Here is a 17,744-nt window from a genome sequence, read left to right as displayed (position 1 = left end):
GTTCGCAGTGCGGGGACCGTCATCCGGTGGGGAAGGAACGCTCCCCTGATCACCGAGTGATCACCGAGTGAAGCCCGGTGCGCGCCGGACCTCCGCGGTCATGGCCCCTGCGGTCACGACCCCTGCCACGCGTCCAGCTCACGCACGCGCGCGAGCGCGGAGGGGCGCTGCGGCAAGGGGAGCGCTTCGGCGAGAGCCCGCCACACCACAAGATCGTCCTCACCCCAGGGGCTGTAGGCCCAGTCCGCCAGCAGCCCCGGATCGGCGCGTGCGACGAGCGCCGCCCGCAGCTGGTCCTCCAGACGCCGGCGCAGCCGCGCCACCGCGGGCGCCTGCGAGGCGGGCAGCAGCGGACCCGCGTACGCGCTCAGCGCCCCGGTCACCGCGCCCGACGCGAGACGCCGCGCCACCGCGGCGAAGTCGGCGTCGACGCGGACCGCGAGCCGGTAGGGGCGGGAGCGCAGCAGTTCGGGGCCGAGCAGACCCCGCAGCCGGGACAGCTCGGCCCGGAGCGTGACGGGGGTGACCGAATCGTCCTCGTACAGCTCCACCAGCAGCTCCTCGCCGCCGATGCCCTCGGGGCGATGGGCCAGCAGCACCAGGATCTCGCTGTGCCGGCGACTCAGGCGCAGCTTGCGCCCTCCGGCCGCGAGCAGTGCCTCGTCCCGTCCGAGGGCGGAGAGCTGCACGCACTCGGCGGCCGGCGCCGGGGCGAGCAGCGCGAGCTGTGACTCGGCGGCCCGCGCCACGGCGCCCACGAAGGCGAGGCTGTGCGGATGCGCCAGCAGGTCCCCGCCGGTGATGTCCACGGCGCCGAGCACCCGTCCGGTGCCCGGATCGTGGATCGGGGCCGCCGCGCACGTCCAGGCCTGGACCGGCCGCCGGAAGTGCTCGGCGGCGAAGACCTGCACGGGCCGGTCGACGGTGATCGCCGTGCCGGGAGCGTTCGTCCCGGCGGCCGCCTCGGCCCAGCGCGCACCCGGCACGAAGTTCATCAGGTCCGCCTTGCTGCGGGTAGCGGGCGGCCCGTCGACCCACAGCAGCCGTCCGTGTGCGTCGCAGACGGCGACCAGATGCTCGCCGTCCTGCGCATAGGCGCCCGTCAGCTCCCTGACCAGGGGCATGACCCGGGCCAGCGGATGGTTTTCGCGGTACGCGGTCAGTGCGTCGGCATCGAGTTCGACGCCCGCCGTGCCGTCCGGGCTGACGCGGGCGCGCGCCGAGCGACGCCAGGAGTCGGCCACCACGGAGCGCACCGGGCGCTCGACCCGCCCCGCCGTCACATACGCGTCGTACGCCCGCCGCAGCACGCCGATCCGCTCCGCCGGATCCGCGCCGGACTCAAGGGCCACCCATGCGTCGCTCAACTCGTCCTCCTGCGCCCATCGTGGCCCAGGCGCGGGGAGCCGACAAGCGTGTCCGTAGGTGTGCCGTATCAACAGCTGGGTCAGCTGAAGCGCTGCGTCACACATCCGCCAGCGCCGCCGCCGGGTCATGGTCCGCCGATCCGGCCGGAGCCCAGCGGCCCCGCTCCTTGCGACAGGGCCACCAGCGGCCGTCCCGTCCCAGTCGCAGCTGAGCATCGGCGCCCACCACCGTCCAGGCGCCTGTGCCTGTTCCCCGCAGCTGCGGTCGGTCGGCCCCTTCCCAGGCCTCGTCGAGCGCCGTCCGCGCCCGGGCGAGTGCATCGGGCTGCGGTGTCCACTCCTCCTCCGGCTTCGCGACGATGTCCAGGGATTCCTGGCGGAGAACACGCGACTGACCCTGGAGAACGAGGAGTTGCGGGACGTCCTCAGCGGGCGCCCGAGCAACGTCACTCCGCTGCGGGCGGGACCAGGTAGCCGGTGAGCGGTAGCGCGAGACACTGTCCCGCAATGCAAATCCACTACAGCCTGGTGGTCGCCTACCCGTCCGAGGCGAACCCCTCGGACGGGTAGAGCAGGGCGCCAGCATGTTTGCCTGGGTCATACCCCCAGGTTCTCTGTCACGGGAAGGCACTCGGCGAGCAGATCGACGACGTCGCGCCAGGCTCGCTGCGCGTGCCGAGGGTGGTAGCCGACTCCGGGGACCACGGGGTGACCGACCGGCGGGTGGTGGAAGGCGTGCAAGGCGCCGCCGTAGACCGTGAGGCGCCAGTCGACGCCCGCCGCCTGCATCTCAGCGGTGAACGCGTTCCGTTGCGCGGGCGGCATGATCGGGTCCTCTGACCCGACCCCGGCCCACACGGGGCAGCGAATGCGCGCCGCTTCGCCCGGTCGACCCGTGGTCAGTGCGTTGACTGTCCCGATCGCGCGCAGGCTGACGCCGCCGCGCCCGAGTTCCAGCCCGACGGCGCCCCCGGTGCCGTAGCCGACGGCGGCTATCCGGTCGGGGTCGGTCCGCGGTTCGGTGCGCAACACGTCGAGCGCCGCATGGCCGATGCCTCTCATCCGGTCGGGATCAGCGAGCAGCGGCAGGCAACGGGCCAGCATCTCCTCGGGGTCACCTAAATAGCGCCCGCCGTGAAGGTCGAAGGCCAGCGCTGCATATCCCAGCTCGGCGAGAGCATCGGCCCTGCGGCGCTCGACGTCGCTGAGCCCCATGCCCTCTGGTCCGAGCAGCACCGCGGGCCGACGGTCGACACCGGCCGGGAGCGCGAGGTGCCCGATCATCGTCAAACCGTCGGCCGGATACTCGACCGTACGCGTCGTAATTGTTGTCATGAGTCTGGACTGTAGTGATCGTCGAGCCCGGTCCGGCCGGTGTTCTGCCGCTGGCAGAACAGCCCGGGTATTCCTCTGACCGGCCCTCGCAGCGGGATACTGAGAAACGCTGCAGGCAAATGACAGCTCCAAGGATCGGCGTCCTCGACGAGCAATAGCGAGCTCGTGCCGGGGTTCATTCACAGCTTCTGAGCAGGGAGGCCAGGGCTACACCAGTGCGTACGTTGACGGCGCGTTGGGGCACTTGTGCGCCCGCGGCGACCACGCGGGCGCCGCGCCATCATGCGGGCTGGGTGGTGATGGTGCACAGGCGCTTGGTGGCCCGGGTCAGGGCCACGTACAGGTCCCTCTCCCCGCCGGGGCGGGCCGTGATGATCTCCTCGGGGTTCAGGACGACGACCCCGTCGAACTCGAGGCCACGTGCTTCGGACGCGGGCACGATGCGTGCGTGGTCGGCGATGCCGTGAGCCGTCAACTGGCTCACCCGGGTGTCCGCGCAGATCACTCCCAGGAGTTCGTCCGGCTGCGCGGTGCTCTGGGCGCGCAGTTCCTCCATGACGGCGGTGACCAACCCGTCCCCATGTGTGGTCACGGTGCGCGGGCTCTCACCGCTGCGCAGTGACCGTGTGGGCCGCTGGTCCGGAGCGATCCGCGCGAGCAGGTCCCGGACGCTCTCCAGGATCTCCTGCGTGGTGCGGTAACTGACCGTCAGGTCGTGCAGTCTGAAACGGTTCCCGACATGCGGGCTCAGGGCTTCCTTCCAGTCGCGTGCCGTCGTGGCGGGGCCCGACTGGGCGAAGTCACCCACCAGCGTCATCGCCCTCGCTGGGCAGCGGCGGACGATCATCCGCCACTGCATAGCGGTCAGTTCCTGCGCCTCGTCGACGACGACGTGCCCGTACGTCCGCTCGGGCGGGCCGTCGACCAGGCTCGCTGCCTCGTCCAGCAACGGCACGTCCGCATCGGTCCACGGGGCCTCCGGGGAACGCAGGAGAAGGGACCGCTCCTGCGGGGTCAGGGTCGGCAGGCGCTCGGCCAGGGCGTCGGCATCCGTCAGCAGTGCCTTCACGAGGTCGCCGGGTACCAGCCTCGGCAAGAGCGCCTCGACCGCCCGGTCGACACCGGCGTCGTCGAGGAGATCGGCCCCGATGGCGTCCAGGTCCAGCTCGTGGACCGGACCCGGGTCGGCGGCGCCCTCGGCACGGCGCTGGGCGATCCCCGTGAACCGGTCGAGGTTCAGGCCCGTCATCTGCTCGGCATCGGCGTCGATCTGCTCCAGGAGGTCGCCCATGTCCCGTTGCATCGCGTCGGTGACGGCGTCGACCAGGAGTTCCTTGAACGCCTGGCGCGCGGGGTTGTGGCCGGATGCGGCCGCCAGGGCGGCGGCGCGTGCAGTGGCGACCTCCTTCTCGGACAGGTGGACCAGTTCCTGCCCGACCCGGACGGTGAAGTCACCGGCGGGGGCCTGGTGGTCTCGCAGCAGGCCGGCCAGGGCGTCGGCGAGGTCCAGGCCGCCCTTGAGGCGCGCCGTGTCGAACGGGTCCACCGCGTCCGGGGACACTCCGGCCAGTTCCTGACAGGTCGCCAGATCGACGTCGTTCTCCCCGAGTGAGGGAAGGACCTGGGAGATGTAGTCGAGGAAACGGGCGTTGGGGCCCACCACAAGGACGCCTTCCTCCGCGGCAGGCGGGAACGCGTACAGGACGTAGGCCGCCCGGTGCAGGGCGACCACCGTCTTGCCGGTGCCGGGCCCGCCCTGCACCACGGTCACCCCGCGGTGGGCGGAGCGGACGATCTCGTCCTGCTCGGCCTGCAGCGTCGCGACGGCCGCGTGCATCCTGCCCGTACGCCGTGCCGACAGAGCCTCGGTCAACGGGCCGTCCCCCACGACGTCTTCGTCGGTCGGGGCGGTCCCGTCGAGCAGTTCGTCGCTCACCGAGACGACCGTGCGCTCCTCGAGGCGCAGGTGCCGGCGCCGCCGCAGATCCATCGGGTGGACCGGTGTCGCCTCGTAGAAGGGCCGCGCCGCGTTCGCGCGCCAGTCCACGAGCAGCGGCAGTTCGTCCTCCTCCGTGTGCAGTCCGATCCGCCCGATGCGCAGGGCCGTGCCGTCCGTCCAGTCGATGCGCCCGAAGACCAGCCCCTTCTCGGCGCCTTCCAGCCGGCCGATCTCTTTGGTCAGACGGTCGGCGGCGATCTCTCTCTCGTACGCCTCGCCGGCGCCGTCCGCCGGGGCCTTCAGTACACTCGCCCGGTTCGCTCGTGCCTCGGAAAGCCGCTCGGTGAGCAGCTCATACAATGAGGACACGTAACCTTGCTCTGATTCAACCGCACGCACGGCAGAATCATTTATGTTTGACAACAAGGGACTCCTTCGATTCGAGCCGCACCATACGGCCAAAGTTCCCTAAAGGTAAGTCTTGACTTACTTGTTGCGTCTATGTCCTTACGGCTGACCGCACTTCGGGTCATACATTCCGTCGTTTCCCTTGAATGCCGGTGGCATTTTTCCGTGCACGGGAAAGGCAGTGAATTCACGGGAAAGGTTCGTGGTCGCGTCACAGGCCGGGACGGGGCTGGCCTGCATTCCAAATGCGGTGGATTCCCGGGACCACCCCCGAGCACGCGTGGACAGACACCGGCGGCCGCCGTGATCCGGTTGTGCGACGCGGCGAGTTGGGTGATGTTCCCGCCGCCGTGTGCGGCCCGGATGCCGGACCTCAACGACTCAACATGCTGACTTGACAGGGAAGATGAGGGTGATGGTCTTGCCCAGGCCCATGTCGTCGGCGAGACATGCGCCGAGGCCGAGTGATGTCATCCCCTTCAGCCAGTTGAGGCCGCGCAGCTGGTAGTCGCGCAGTGTCGCGGCGAGGGCCTCGGGCTGGCCGATCTCCAGTCCACCCTCGGGGTCGGCGAGCCGGTCGCGCAGCCGCTTCAGCCAACGCGACGCCTGGACGTCGACGCGGCGGCCGTCGACCTCGGTGGATCCGGTCGGTACGGCGCCGAGGGCGTCGACGGGAGTCAGCTTGCGGTCCTGGCTCTCGCGGGCGCGCCTGGCCTCCTCGGGGTCGACGAGCACCCATTGATCACGCAGTCTTACGACGGGGCGGCTCGCCTCGGCGAGCTGGTCCAGCTCGGCGCGCGTGAGCCGCTGATCTCCCAGCGCGAACCACCAGTTGACCAGGCCGGGCAGTTCGACACGCAGCGAGAGCCGAACGCCGGCGTCATGGCCAGCGGCGGTGTCGGCCGCCCAGGCGTGCCGGTCCGGCAGCAGCTGCGGCTCGTGCGCGGTGAAGGCGGGGCCGCCGGCGGCGATCGGGGCCGCGGGCGTGCGGGGCAGCCCGTCCGCGACCGCGTCGAGGAACGCGCACAGAAGGCGCTCCGGTTCGGGCAGCAGCAAGGGATCGCCGGCGGCGTCCAGCGGCACGGCGTGCGCGGCGGGCGGCATCGAGGCCGCGAGCGTACGCACCCGCTCACGATCCTGCGGGCTCAGCGGCCCGACCCGCCATGCGTCGCGATCGGTGACGGTCAGTCCGGGCAACAGCAGCCCGCGCGCGGCAAGTTGAAGCGCGAGGATCGTCGCCGCACCCCAGAACGCCGCTGCCGGGGAGGCGTCCGCGTCGGACCGGGCCCTGGTGAGCATCGGCAGCGCTTCTCGTACGGGCAGCACCAAGGCCCGCATGGACCGGGGGCGGACGTCGTCACCGACCACGGTCAGTGGCTCGACTCTGCCCGGCGAGGCGGGGGGTTCGCCGCCGTCGGGAGGGAGTAAGGCGATGCGTCCGGTGCGAGCCGGGTCCCCGGGCAGGAAGACCGCGGCGCAGCGGGCGAGTTCGGCGAGTTCGGAGGGGGCGAGTGGGGGTTGGTTGACCGGGGAGAGCGTTGCCGCAAGGGACGTGTGCACAGCGATGACGCATTCCTCAAATTTGACTACTGCGGGCCGGAGTCGCCGAGGGTACTCCATGTCGTGCCATGAAGAGGCAGGCAAGGCTGTGAGGTGGCCCACTTCGCCGGGTCGGGATGTACGCGCCAGCTCTCCCTCTCGCCCTGTACTGCGGACGGCAACCAGACGGTCTCGGGTTCCACGTCAGCGGACCGGCCGGCTACGCATCCGACTCGATCGAGGCCTTCAGCGGAGGGGGCGGCCTGACAACGATCACCGCGCTGGTGGTGGTCGTGATCCTGCTGCTCACCTACCGCAGCCCGTGGCTGCCACTGCTGTCACTGGTGACCGTGGGAGGCGCCCTGGTCATGACAGCCTTTCTTGATCGCGGGGCCTCGCCGCCGACTCACTGACCCATGTGCACTGCGCGAACCGCTGCGCGCCGACGCATAGTGGAACCGTGGAACGTGGGTGCACGTTCTCACAGCAGGAGCGGCCGAGGCCGCGAATGGAGGCGTCGAGATGTCGACACGTACAAAGCTCGTCATAGGGGGAGTGGCCGTAGGCCTGCTCCTGATGCCGCTGATCGGATTCTGGCTGTCGCTGCTCGTGGTGATCGGAGTCCCCGCGGTGGCGTATTTCATGCTCGACCCCAGCCAGCGCCGCAGGCTGCGCCGGATGTCCCGCAAGGAGATCGGCCGCTGACCAGGTCTTCTCGACCGTGCCGGTAGGGTCGAAGACGATCACCGGCACGGAAGAGGGGGAGTTCCGAGCGATGGACGGAACAGTCACGACGGTCAGCAGCAATGGGGAGTACTCCTTCACGAAGCCGAACCGCGCGAGCATCACGCTGCTCGCCGGACTCGGCGTGGAGGGCGACGTGCACGCGGGGGTGACCGTCAAGCACCGCTTCCGGATCGCGCAGGATCCGACCCAGCCGAATCTCCGCCAGGTCCACCTCATCCACGATGAGCTGTTCAAGGAGCTGGCGGAGGCCGGGTTCGGTGTCGGCCCGGGCGATCTCGGCGAGAACATCACCACGAACGGGATCGACCTGCTGGCTCTGCCTGCCGGCACCGTGCTGCGCCTGGGCGAGGAAGCGGAAGTGGAGATCACAGGACTGCGCAATCCGTGCCGGCAGATCGACGCCTTCCAGGACGGACTGCTCAAGCAGGTTGTCGGCAGGGACGACGAGGGCAACATCGTGCACAAGGCCGGGATCATGAGCATCGTCCGGACCGGCGGAGTCGTCAGGCCGGGCGATGCGATCTCGCTCGAGCTGCCGGACGGGCCGCACACACCGCTCGAACGCGTCTAGGTGCGTTGTCCGGTCGGGCTCGGGGTGCGCACGGTCCCCGGACCGTGCGCTGTCACCCCCCAGCGCCGTCAGTAGTAGTCGCGCATCAGCTCGACCGACCAGCTCGGCTGCACCGTCTCGCCGATCGGACCGAACTCCGCCATATACGGCTTGATGTCGAGGACCGGCGTGCTGTCCACCGCGTCGAGCCCGGTCACATGGATGTCGAGCCCGTCGACCTTCACCAGCCGGCAGCGAGAGACCCCCAGCCGATTGGGCCGGTTCTTGCCGCGCTGCGCGAAGATCCCCACCAGCGGCCAGTCCGTATTGCCGCGCGGGTGGCGAGCGCCCGTCTGGATCTTCTCCGGTGCCACCCGGTCGAAGTGGTACACGATCTCCAGATGTGAGAAGTCCTCGAGGCCGAAGAGCGCTTCGGGCCCGAACCGGCTGCCGTCCAGCCGGATCACCGCGCTCTCCAGACCCCAGTCGTCGTCCTCGACCACGCTGCGGCCTCCGATGACCCGGCCGACCGGGCGGCACTCGACCAGCCCGTCCCGTCCGTTCGGGTCCTGTCCCCCAACTGCAGTCTCCGGCATGACGGTTCCTCCCCGTAACGTGCTGTACTCGCGGGCACGAGCCCGCTGTACGGCGCGCCCCTCGGCCGATCCTAGGCCGGGCGCACCGCCATCGCGTCGAGCGCCTCCAGGAGTGCCGGCAGCTTCGCCCCGCGCCCCACCGGAATCACCTCGCACGGCTCCTCGTCCAGCAGGACGAAGGCGATGTCGTCGGTTCTGGCAACCATGGACCAGCCGGGGCCGTCGGCACGCAGCGTGCGTGCCCCGCCGGGCGCGAAACTGGAGCGGACCCGCCCGACCGGCGGGGCGGATTCCACATAGCTTCGGGCCTCCTTCAAGGCCCGCTGCACGCCCTCGTGCCGCTCCTTCTGTGCGTCCTCTGGCCCGTCCGGCGACGACAGGTCCGCATCGTCGATCTGCTGCCGCCACTCCGACCACTGGAGTGCGATCTCGTCCGCCCCGAGCCGGCGCTGCGCGGACCCCCACGCATCGCTCTCGGGGGGCGTCAGCGGCTCCGGATCGCCCTCTTCGGGCTCCGGATCGTGGGGCTCGGGCAGCCCGGGCGCGGCGACCGCGACGGCCAGGGGCCAGCCCGGCAGCGCCGTGACGACCGAACGCTCACCCGGGGACAGGTCGTACTCCATGCCGCAGTCCCAGGAGGCGATCGCGACGGCGACGAGCGAGACATCGTCGACCACGACCGTCCAGCGGGCACCGTCGGAGTCCTGGCCGAGTACCAGCCCGTATCCCTCGGCGTAGGGCTCGAGACCGAGCGCCGCACACGCCGCGGGGAAGTCGTCGCCGAGCACGCTCGGGTACTGCGCAGGCGTCAGAAGCAACGCGGTCAGCACATAGAGCGCGTCCTCGTCGACGGCGTCGTCCGTCCCGGCCACGTCACCCTCCCCATCCCATCGTTCGTCGGCGCACCTTAACCAGTGGGTAACCCGGCCGTCGAGAGTCCGCGGACGGAAAGTACTCCGGCCGGTTCCGCATCGGCCCCGGCCCGCCTCACGCTGCGGGCAGGCCGAGCAGGCTGCGGGCCACCGTCTGCGGCGACTCGTCCCGCTCGCGGGCGAGGGCGATGACCGCCCGGCAGGCGAGCTCGTTGATCCCGAAGGACAGTGCCTCTGGAGACACCCAGGTCACCGCCTCGTCGATCTGGTCCTGATCGTCCTCCGCGCATCCCGACACATAGACGGCCGCGGCCTCGAAGATGTTGTGCTGCCGCGTCGGAGGCCGGTCTGCCGGCACCTCACCGGGGCGGGGCGCGAGGAACGTGCGGAGCCTGCGGAGTCTGCTGAACACCCGGACCACCTTCCTCAGGGCGGCGGCTGCCACCGATCTTCCAAGTCTCGCATCGCCGGGCAACGTTGGAACTGGGGCGACCGAGAGGGGAAGAGAGCTGTGCGCGCTCAGTTCAGTCCCGGCGGACCGCCAGGGCGAGGAAGCGGGCGTCCTCGTCGACGTAGGAGATCATCCGCCAGCCCGAACCGGCCAGCAGGGGACGCAGATTGGGCTCGGCGCGAAGATCGTCCTCGGTGATCTGCCTGCCCTGGCGGGCAGCGAGGGCCGCCCGCCCGATGGGATGGAAGAGGGCCAGCTTCCCGCCCGGCCGGACCACACGTGCCAACTCCCGTAGATTCAGAGCGGGTTGGGGTAGATGGGCGATCAGGCCCGCGGCGAAAACGGCGTCCAGCGACTCGGTGCGCAGCGGCAGCTGGGCGACATCGGCCAGCAGCAGGTGCCCGCTGCTCCCGCGCCCGGCGCGCAGGGCCGCATGCAGCATCGCGGGCGTCAGGTCCGCACCGATCACCGTCCCCCGCGGTCCCACGGCGGAGCGCAGGGGCGGCAGGGCCCGTCCGGTGCCGCAGCCCGCGTCGAGCACGGCGTCGCCCGGGCGCAGAGAGAGCTCTGCGACGGCGGCGGCGTAGGCAGGACCGTCGTCGGGGAAGCGCGCGTCCCAGTCCGCGGCGCGGGCGCCGAAGAACTCCTGCACATGTGTGTGGTCGTCGGCCATGAGGACATGATCCCCCAAAGCCTCACGCGACCGTTCGGTGCACACGTTCGAGCTCGGCACGATCGTTCTGAAACGTTTCTCTGTCATATTCCATCAGCTTTCGAAATGCGCCCCCAGCGCACGCCCCCCGCGGGTCTAGCGTCCCTGACCCATGGGACACCTGGACCACGCCGCCTTCGGCCTGCTGACCCCCGTGCTGTCGTACGCGATGGCCGTCATCGGCGCCGCCCTCGGGCTGCGCTGCACCGTCCGCGCACTCGACGTGTGGGGCCGCTCCCGCCGCAACTGGCTGATCACCGCGGCGTCGTCCATCGGCACCGGCATCTGGACGATGCACTTCGTCGCGATGCTCGGCTTCGCCGTACGCGGCACCGACATCCGCTACAACGTGCCGCTGACCATCCTCAGCCTCCTCGTCGCGATGCTCGTCGTCGGCGCCGGAGTGTTCTGTGTCGGCTTCGGCCGTGACCGGGTCCGCGCCCTGCTGGCCGGCGGGCTCACCACCGGGCTCGGCGTGGCCAGCATGCACTACCTCGGCATGGCGGCCCTGCGGCTGCACGGCTCGGTGCACTACGACCCGCTACTCGTCGTGCTCTCCGTGGTCATCGCCGTGGTCGCCGCGACCGCTGCGCTGTGGGCGGCGCTCAACACCAAGTCCCCGATCGCCGTCGCTGTCGCCTCGCTCGTCATGGGCGCGGCGGTCAGCAGCATGCACTACACGGGAATGCTCGCGGTCAGCGTGCGAGTCGTGCCTTCGGGCGGTGACCTGCCCGGGGCCGCGGCGATGCAGTTCATCTTCCCCCTTGCCGTCGGTCTCGGGTCGTATCTCTTCGTCACCTCGGCGTTCGTCGCACTCTCACCGACGGCACGCGAGCATGCCGCCTACGCCTCGGCCGAGCGGCCGACCAGTACCACTGCGACCGCCTAGCCGGCCCGGCCGCCGCACCCCCAGCCCCATGAACCGGAACGAGGAGGCCATGCCCACACCCCCGAGGATCCCGGGCGACGGTTCGCCGCCGCCTCCGCTGCCCCCGGGTCCGGCCACCCGCGGTCGACGGGCGCACGCAGGGCCGCCCGCGGTCGAACACACCGGGCAGGAGCCGCCGGACATGCCGGTGCCCCCGCGCGTCGCAGGCGAACGGGGACTGCCGCGTCCCAGAACCGTACGCGCGAAGATCATCTCCCTGCTTATGGTGCCCGTCGTATCACTGCTTGCCCTGTGGGGACTCGCCACGGTCAGCACCGCCCAAGAGGTCTCGCGGCTGCGCCAGTTGCAACGCGTCGACACCCAGGTCCGTGAACCGCTCACCGCCGTTGTCGCCGCTCTGCAGGCCGAACGGCGCGCCGCCGTACGGCAGATCGCAGCACCGTCCGACGAGCGTGCTGCCGCACTCCAGCAGGAGGGCCGGCGCACCGACGAGGCCGTGCGCAGGCTGCGTATCGACGACACGACGACGGTCGCGGCGGGCGGCGGCATCCCGGCTGTGGCGGCGGGACGGCTCGACCGGTTCGTCGCCCGCGCCGAGAAGCTGCGGACGCTGCGCAGCGCCGTACTCGGCCGCAAGGCCACCTGGGACGCCACCTATGAGCAGTACACCGCGGCCGTCAGCTCCGCCTTCGGCGTCAGCGGAGCACTCACCGGTATCCAGGACGCCGGAGCCGGATCCGATGCCCGTGTCCTGCTGGAATTCGCCCGGGCAGGCGAAATGCTCGCCCGCGAGGACGCGTTGCTGGGCTCGGCACAGCTCAGCACGTCCCTTGTCACGGAGCGCCTGCGGCTGTTCACCGGCGCCGTCTCGACCCGTAGAAGCCTCACCGAATCGACCGTAGCCGACCTGCGGGGTCCCGAGCGCACCGCTTGGCGAGACCTCGCCGCACAGAGTTCCTACCGACAGTTGGAAGCGGCCGAGGACAAGGTCCTCGTGGCCCCCGCCGGCCGCACGGCCGCACAGATCGTCCCGGCCGAAACCTGGGACAGGGCCCGCGCCGCCGTGGGCGACGGAATGCGCGGCATCGAGGACGGCGCCCGCACCAGCGCCGCCGACCGGGCCGATCCCGTCGCGGACGGCCTGCTGACCCCGGCCGGCGCGGCCGTGCTCCTCGGACTCGTCGCTGTCACCGCATCTCTGGTCATCTCCGTACGCATCGGCCGCGGCCTCGTCGTCGAACTGATCAGCCTCCGCAACAGCGCACTCAAGATCGCCCGGCACCGGCTGCCGCAGGCCATGCGCAGGCTGCGGACCGGCGAAGAGATCGACATCCATGCCGAGGCCCCGCCGGGACCGCCTGCCGAGGACGAGATCGGCCAGGTCGGCGAGGCGCTCGGAACCGTCCACCGCGCCGCCCTGAGCGCGGCCGTCGAACGCGCCGAACTCGCCGGAAGCATCTCCGGAGTCTTCGTCAACCTCGCCCGCCGCAGCCAGATCCTGGTCCACCGCCAGCTCACCCTGCTGGACACCATGGAGCGCCGCGCCGACGACCCGAACGAGCTCGGCGACCTGTTCCGGCTCGACCACCTCACCACTCGTATGCGGCGACATGCCGAAAGCCTGATCATTCTGTCCGGCTCGGCGCCCGGACGTGCCTGGCGCATGCCGGTCTCGCTGACCAGCGTCGTACGGGCCGCCGTCTCGGAAATCGAGGACTACGCGCGCGTGGAGGTACGCCGGCTCCCCGAGACCGCCGTCGTCGGCGCTGCCGTCGCGGACGTCACGCATCTTCTGGCCGAACTCGTCGAGAACGCGGCCCAGTTCTCCCCGCCGCACACCAAGGTGCGCATCAGCGGCGAGCCGGTGGGCAACGGCTACGCCCTGGAGATCGAGGACCGCGGCCTGGGCATGGGCAAGGACGCGCTCACCGAAGCCAATCGCAGACTGGAGGAGTCCGAGGCCCTCGATCTTTTCGACAGCGACCGGCTCGGCCACTTCGTCGTCAGCCGGCTCGCCTCGCGACGCGAGATCAAGGTCCATCTGCGCCCCTCACCCTTCGGCGGCACGACGGCCGTCGTCCTGCTGCCCACCTCGCTGCTGCAGAGTGCGATGTCCGCGCCGCTCGGCGCCCGCCCTAACGAGGACGCCCCGGCCGCCCGGCCCGAGCGGCGAGCGCGTACGGACAGCGCCCCCGTCCCCGCACCGGAGCCCCGTCGCGCACTCGCCTCCCGGGCAAAGTTGCCGACCCCGCCGCCCGGAGTCACCGCCCTGCGTCCTCGCGCAGCCCCGCAGCAGCCCGACGACTGCGAACTCCCGCGCCGGATCCGGCAGGCACACCTCGTCCCGCAACTGCGCGAAGAGCCCAGGACCGACGAGCCGGAAGCGAGCGGGGCAAGCGCCGAGGACACCCATGAACGCACCCCCGAACAGGTACGGGACCGCATGACGGCGTACCGCAACGGCTGGACCAGAGGCGGCGGCGCCGCACCCGGCACGGCAGCCCCCGGCAGCGAAGGAGACAGAGCATGACCGACTACGAGTCGGCGGCAGGCCGCCCCACCACCGGCGACCTCGACTGGCTGCTGGACGACCTGGTCCTGCGCGCCCGAGAAGTCCGCCATGCGGTCGTGCTGTCCAACGACGGCCTGCCCGTCGGCGCGTCGACGGCGCTGACCCGGGAGGACGCCGAGCATCTGGCGGCCGTCGCCTCCGGATTCCACAGCCTCGCCAAGGGAGCGGGGCGTCACTTCCACGCCGGGAGCGTGCGCCAGACGATGGTCGAAATGGACGACGGCTTCCTCTTCGTTGCTGCCGCTGGTGACGGGTCCTGCCTCGCCGTCCTCGCCTCCGTCGTCGCCGACATCGGCCTGATCGCCTATGAGATGGCCCGCTTGGTCAAACGCGTCGGCGAACATCTGCGGACCCCGCCCCGGATGACCGCGACATGAGCGCCGTGACCGAGGCGAGAGGCATGGACGACGCGCAGGGGACAGCCCACAGCGCCGTCGGCCAGTGGTACGACGACGATGCCGGGCCGCTCGTACGTCCCTATGCGATGACCGGCGGGCGGACCAAACCGGGCCCCGGCAACGTGCGCTTCGACCTCATTGCGCTTGTCGACATCGCCGCCGACGCACCCGGCCAGGACGAGGAGTCCCTTTTCGGCCCCGAACACCGGGCGCTGCTCGCCCTGTGCCACTGCGAGACCCAGTCCGTCGCGGAGCTCGCCGCCGACGCCGATCTGCCGGTCGGCGTCGTACGCGTCCTGCTCGGCGACCTGCTCGAAGCGGGATTCGTCCGCGTCAGCCGCCCCGTACCACCGGCTCAGCTGCCCGACGAGAAGATCCTCAGGGAGGTGATCCAGGGGCTGAGGGCCCTCTAGGGGATGTCGCCCCTCCTGTGGGCGTCGCCCCGAGCCCCAGCGCTCCGTTCCCAGTCGGCCCTGGTCAGGGCGTATTCCACGTCGCCGAGCTCGGAGCCTTCGATGGGCTCCGGCCACTCCTCGAAGAAGGTCCGGACATAGCTCAGACCCGCCTTTTCCATCACCCGTCGCGAACTGGCGTTGGCCGTCATGGTGTTCGCGGTCACCCGCTCCACGCCGAACTCCGTGAAGCCTTTGCGGACCAGTGCAATGGCTCCTTCCGTCGCATAGCCGCGACCCCACGCCGACCGGTTCAGGCGGTATCCGAGTTCGGCCTCCGCGGCGCTGTGGTCGTCCAGCGGCTTCAGTTCGAACCAGCCGAGGAATTCATGGGTGGACCGATCCTGTGCCGCCCAGAAGCCCGGGTGGCCGATGCACGGACAGCGATGGACAAAGCGCGGCAGCGACTCGGCCAGCACCGTCTCCCGGGTGGTCGGCCGGCCTCCGTTGATGAATCGCATGACCTCGGGGTCGTTGTCGAGGTCGAGCAGAGGGTCCACGTCGGCCTCGCCGAGGGGGCGAAGCGCCAGACGGCCGGTCTCCAGGAAGAAGGGCATGCGCCGATCCTCCGCGCGCCCGGCACCACCCGCCAGTGAATATCACTCCCGAGAGAAGTTACCGATGGCCTTCGAGAGCTCTCACAGCACCGGTGGGGACGCCACCGCCCTCGCGCTGAAAATCCTCGTCGCCGGCGGATTCGGCGTCGGCAAGACCACGCTCGTCGGCGCGGTCAGTGAAATCCGGCCCCTGCGTACCGAGGAACAGCTCAGTCAGGCGGGCAGAGCGGTCGACAACACCGGGGGAGTCGACCACAAATCCACGACGACCGTCGCCATGGACTTCGGCCGCATCACCATCCGCTCGGGCCTGTCGCTCTATCTCTTCGGGACACCCGGCCAGGACCGCTTCTGGTTCCTGTGGGACGAGCTTTCGCAGGGTGCCCTGGGGGCGGTGGTGCTCGCCGACACCCGGCGCCTCGTGGACTGCTTTCCCGCTGTCGACTACTTCGAGCACCGCAGGATTCCCTTCGTCGTCGCGGTCAACTGTTTCGCCGGGGCGCGCACCTACGGGGCGCACGAAGTCTCGCGCGCCCTTGATCTCGAACGTGGGACACCCGTGGTGCTGTGCGACGCGAGAGACCGCGACTCCGGAAAGGAGGTGCTCGTACGCCTGGTCGAATATGCCGGTCGAATGCACACGGCCCGGCTGCTCGATTCGGTGGGCTAGGCGCACCTTGCCGAGTCGTCGCGTGTACGAAAGGCTTACGTCAACGCGGGACCACGGGGAACGTATGAGCGGGGAGGAACCGACCATGGCGCTGGACAAGGGACTTGACTGGCTGCTGGACGACCTGACGAAGAGAATCGAGCACATACGGCACGCATTGGTGCTGTCCAACGACGGTCTGGTGACGGGCGCGAGCACGGGGCTTGCCCGGGAGGACGCGGAGCATCTCGCCGCGGTCTCCTCCGGTCTGCACTCCCTCGCCCGCGGGTCCGGACGTCATTTCCGCGCGGGTAAGGCGCGGCAGACCATGGTCGAGTTCGACGAGGCGCTGCTCTTCGTCACGGCGGCCGGCGAGGGAAGCTGTCTCTGCGTACTGAGCGCCGCAGAAGCCGACGTGGGACAGGTGGCGTACGAGATGACGCTCATGGTGAACCGGGTCGGCGAGCACCTGGGGGTCGAGGCCAGGCAGCCGGGCGGAACTTCCCTCTGACCTGGGGGAATTCGGATCGCCGGGAGGTTATCCACAGGTCGGGCGGGATGTGCCTGTGTCCGGATACGGTCGTCACCGAGAGTTGTCACACCTCACGGGGGAGACCGACATGACGGTGAAGGAAGCAGCTACGCCCGGCGGGGCCGTGCGCAGTCTGGCGCCGGGGCGAGCCGCGCAGGAGCTGGGCCTCAAGCGGGGAGAGCTGGATCTCGCGGTCCAGTTGGGACATGTCCGCACCATGCCGGACGCGAGCGGTGACCCGCCCAGGTTCGACCGGCAGGAGATCGACCGGCTTCGAGGGGCAGAAGGCTTCCCCGACGCCCTTCGGGAGCGGGTGCGGACCGTGGGCACGATGGAGGCGGCGGGGCTTCTCTCGATCAGCCCGGCGCGCTTCACCCGGCTCGCCCGCACGGGCCATTTCACGCCGGTCCGGTTCTATCTGAACCGCTACCGCGCGGTCGTCTGGCTCTATCTGGCCGAAGAACTGCGCGAGTTCGCCCTCGCGCACCCCGCACTCCTCAGCGGCAGGACCCCGCCCGAGCTGCGGGTCCTGCTCGATGCGGGCGAGGACCGGCGCGCACGCAACTGGCGGGGCAGGCGACTGGGACTGCTCCTGCGCGTGACCGAAGACCCCTGGCAGCAGGCCGCGACGATTGGCTCGGTGCTCGATTCGGCGACAGTGGCCGAGGTGGTGACCGATCCCTACGAACGCTCCTATCTGCGCGTGCTGCGGCCCGAACTCGTTCCGGGCCGCACGGGTACGCCGGCCGCGAGGGAGGTGGTGGAGCGGCTGCTCCGGGCGGACCATCCCGACGAGATCCTGTGGCACCGGGTCAGCCTGGCTCATGCCTTGCGGGAGGCGCGCGAACTGCGTCCGGCGCCCCGGCCGGACGCGAGGTCCGAAGCACGGCCGCTGGGACGCGAGGTCCCCGTGCGCTCGCGGCCGGAGCCGGGGCTGGGGCCGGTGGCGGTGGCCCACCGGGGTGGCCGCAGTCCGCACGGACGGGGACTGCTCGCGAGACTGCGCCTGCGAAAGGAGCGAAGGGACGCGGCGAGGGTGGGGGGAGAAGGGCGGGGGTGATGGTGCGACAGAAGTTGTTACAGACTGGTCGGTTCGCGTTTCCGGACGAAGGGGGCGCGATACCGTCTGGTGCTTGAAGCCGCCGGAGGCTTCATACTGCCCCTACGCCCGAAGCCCCG

Annotated in this window: 19 protein-coding genes and 1 pseudogene; 10 read left to right on the top strand and 10 right to left on the bottom strand. The window is 70.5% G+C overall.

Annotated features, from left to right (window positions below; genetic code table 11):
• Positions 1-113: 113 nt before the first annotated feature.
• The 5 genes and pseudogenes from FBY35_RS03930 to FBY35_RS03910 all read right to left on the bottom strand — a co-directional run.
• Entirely contained in the window at positions 114-1,367 is a 1,254-nt protein-coding gene (locus FBY35_RS03930; RefSeq protein ID WP_142212435.1) for a GAF domain-containing protein, read from the bottom strand.
• Between the two features lie 97 nt (positions 1,368-1,464).
• The gene (locus FBY35_RS37925; RefSeq protein ID WP_142212434.1) at positions 1,465-1,875 is read right to left on the bottom strand and encodes a hypothetical protein; all 411 of its coding nucleotides are present in this window, start codon (positions 1,873-1,875) and stop codon (positions 1,465-1,467) included.
• Positions 1,876-1,964: 89 nt separating this feature from the next.
• The gene (locus tag FBY35_RS03920) at positions 1,965-2,702 is read right to left on the bottom strand and encodes a dienelactone hydrolase family protein (RefSeq protein ID WP_142212433.1); all 738 of its coding nucleotides are present in this window, start codon (positions 2,700-2,702) and stop codon (positions 1,965-1,967) included.
• Between the two features lie 280 nt (positions 2,703-2,982).
• Positions 2,983-5,010 carry an AAA family ATPase gene (locus tag FBY35_RS03915; protein ID WP_142212432.1) on the bottom strand — a complete coding sequence of 676 codons (2,028 nt, stop codon included), beginning with the start codon at positions 5,008-5,010 and terminating at the stop codon, positions 2,983-2,985.
• Positions 5,011-5,454: 444 nt separating this feature from the next.
• Positions 5,455-6,387, bottom strand: a pseudogene (locus tag FBY35_RS03910) (SNF2 helicase-associated domain-containing protein); the annotation flags it as partial.
• A gap of 338 nt (positions 6,388-6,725) precedes the next feature.
• On the opposite strand from FBY35_RS03910, the gene FBY35_RS36885 reads away from it, so the two are divergent.
• The 3 genes from FBY35_RS36885 (at position 6,726) to FBY35_RS03895 (ending at position 7,906) form a co-directional block, all read left to right on the top strand.
• The gene (locus FBY35_RS36885) at positions 6,726-7,001 is read left to right on the top strand and encodes an MMPL family transporter (RefSeq protein ID WP_260848501.1); all 276 of its coding nucleotides are present in this window, start codon (positions 6,726-6,728) and stop codon (positions 6,999-7,001) included.
• 109 nt (positions 7,002-7,110) lie between these two features.
• Positions 7,111-7,293: a hypothetical protein gene (locus FBY35_RS03900; protein ID WP_142212430.1), complete on the top strand. Its 183-nt coding sequence runs from the start codon at positions 7,111-7,113 to the stop codon at positions 7,291-7,293.
• Positions 7,294-7,363: 70 nt separating this feature from the next.
• Positions 7,364-7,906 carry an MOSC domain-containing protein gene (locus FBY35_RS03895; RefSeq protein ID WP_142212429.1) on the top strand — a complete coding sequence of 181 codons (543 nt, stop codon included), beginning with the start codon at positions 7,364-7,366 and terminating at the stop codon, positions 7,904-7,906.
• Positions 7,907-7,974: 68 nt separating this feature from the next.
• On the opposite strand, the gene FBY35_RS03890 is transcribed toward FBY35_RS03895, so the two are convergent.
• From FBY35_RS03890 to FBY35_RS03875, 4 genes are all read right to left on the bottom strand, one after another.
• On the bottom strand, positions 7,975-8,481 hold the full coding sequence (locus FBY35_RS03890; RefSeq protein ID WP_142212428.1) for an SAM-dependent methyltransferase: 507 nt from the start codon (positions 8,479-8,481) through the stop codon (positions 7,975-7,977).
• Between the two features lie 71 nt (positions 8,482-8,552).
• Positions 8,553-9,353, bottom strand: coding sequence for a hypothetical protein (locus FBY35_RS03885; protein ID WP_142212427.1), 801 nt, complete (start codon positions 9,351-9,353; stop codon positions 8,553-8,555).
• Positions 9,354-9,468: 115 nt separating this feature from the next.
• Positions 9,469-9,765 (bottom strand): hypothetical protein, encoded by a 297-nt coding sequence (locus tag FBY35_RS03880; RefSeq protein ID WP_399208227.1) that lies wholly within the window; start codon positions 9,763-9,765, stop codon positions 9,469-9,471.
• A gap of 112 nt (positions 9,766-9,877) precedes the next feature.
• A complete protein-coding gene (locus tag FBY35_RS03875) occupies positions 9,878-10,477 on the bottom strand; it encodes a class I SAM-dependent methyltransferase (protein WP_142212426.1) in 600 nt (199 codons plus the stop codon).
• Between the two features lie 151 nt (positions 10,478-10,628).
• Here FBY35_RS03875 and FBY35_RS03870 point away from each other — a divergent pair, with 151 nt between their 5' ends.
• The 4 genes from FBY35_RS03870 to FBY35_RS03855 are packed head-to-tail and all read left to right on the top strand — an operon-like array spanning position 10,629 to position 14,788.
• Complete coding sequence (locus FBY35_RS03870; protein WP_142212425.1) at positions 10,629-11,405, top strand: MHYT domain-containing protein; 777 nt, start codon at positions 10,629-10,631, stop codon at positions 11,403-11,405.
• Between the two features lie 49 nt (positions 11,406-11,454).
• A complete protein-coding gene (locus FBY35_RS03865) occupies positions 11,455-13,935 on the top strand; it encodes an ATP-binding protein (protein ID WP_142214883.1) in 2,481 nt (826 codons plus the stop codon).
• Entirely contained in the window at positions 13,932-14,354 is a 423-nt protein-coding gene (locus FBY35_RS03860) for a roadblock/LC7 domain-containing protein (RefSeq protein WP_142212424.1), read from the top strand. The genes FBY35_RS03865 and FBY35_RS03860 overlap by 4 nt, the downstream gene beginning before the upstream one ends.
• Positions 14,355-14,377: 23 nt before the next feature.
• The gene (locus FBY35_RS03855) at positions 14,378-14,788 is read left to right on the top strand and encodes a DUF742 domain-containing protein (protein WP_142214882.1); all 411 of its coding nucleotides are present in this window, start codon (positions 14,378-14,380) and stop codon (positions 14,786-14,788) included.
• Here the strand turns inward: FBY35_RS03855 and FBY35_RS03850 are convergent.
• Entirely contained in the window at positions 14,785-15,384 is a 600-nt protein-coding gene (locus tag FBY35_RS03850; RefSeq protein ID WP_142212423.1) for a GNAT family N-acetyltransferase, read from the bottom strand. The genes FBY35_RS03855 and FBY35_RS03850 overlap by 4 nt on opposite strands.
• A gap of 64 nt (positions 15,385-15,448) precedes the next feature.
• Between FBY35_RS03850 and FBY35_RS03845 the strand changes: the two genes are divergently transcribed.
• The 3 genes from FBY35_RS03845 to FBY35_RS03835 all read left to right on the top strand — a co-directional run bounded on the left by FBY35_RS03845 (position 15,449) and on the right by FBY35_RS03835 (position 17,625).
• Complete coding sequence (locus FBY35_RS03845) at positions 15,449-16,054, top strand: ATP/GTP-binding protein (RefSeq protein WP_142212422.1); 606 nt, start codon at positions 15,449-15,451, stop codon at positions 16,052-16,054.
• A gap of 85 nt (positions 16,055-16,139) precedes the next feature.
• Positions 16,140-16,544 carry a roadblock/LC7 domain-containing protein gene (locus FBY35_RS03840; RefSeq protein ID WP_142212421.1) on the top strand — a complete coding sequence of 135 codons (405 nt, stop codon included), beginning with the start codon at positions 16,140-16,142 and terminating at the stop codon, positions 16,542-16,544.
• 109 nt (positions 16,545-16,653) lie between these two features.
• On the top strand, positions 16,654-17,625 hold the full coding sequence (locus FBY35_RS03835; protein WP_142212420.1) for a DUF6397 family protein: 972 nt from the start codon (positions 16,654-16,656) through the stop codon (positions 17,623-17,625).
• Positions 17,626-17,744: the final 119 nt, after the last annotated feature.

The organism is Streptomyces sp. SLBN-118 (assembly GCF_006715635.1).
In the GTDB taxonomy this organism is placed as follows: Bacteria; Actinomycetota; Actinomycetes; order Streptomycetales; family Streptomycetaceae; genus Streptomyces.
Note: the sequence above shows the minus strand (reverse complement) of the source record. Positions and strands in the feature narration are given on the sequence as shown.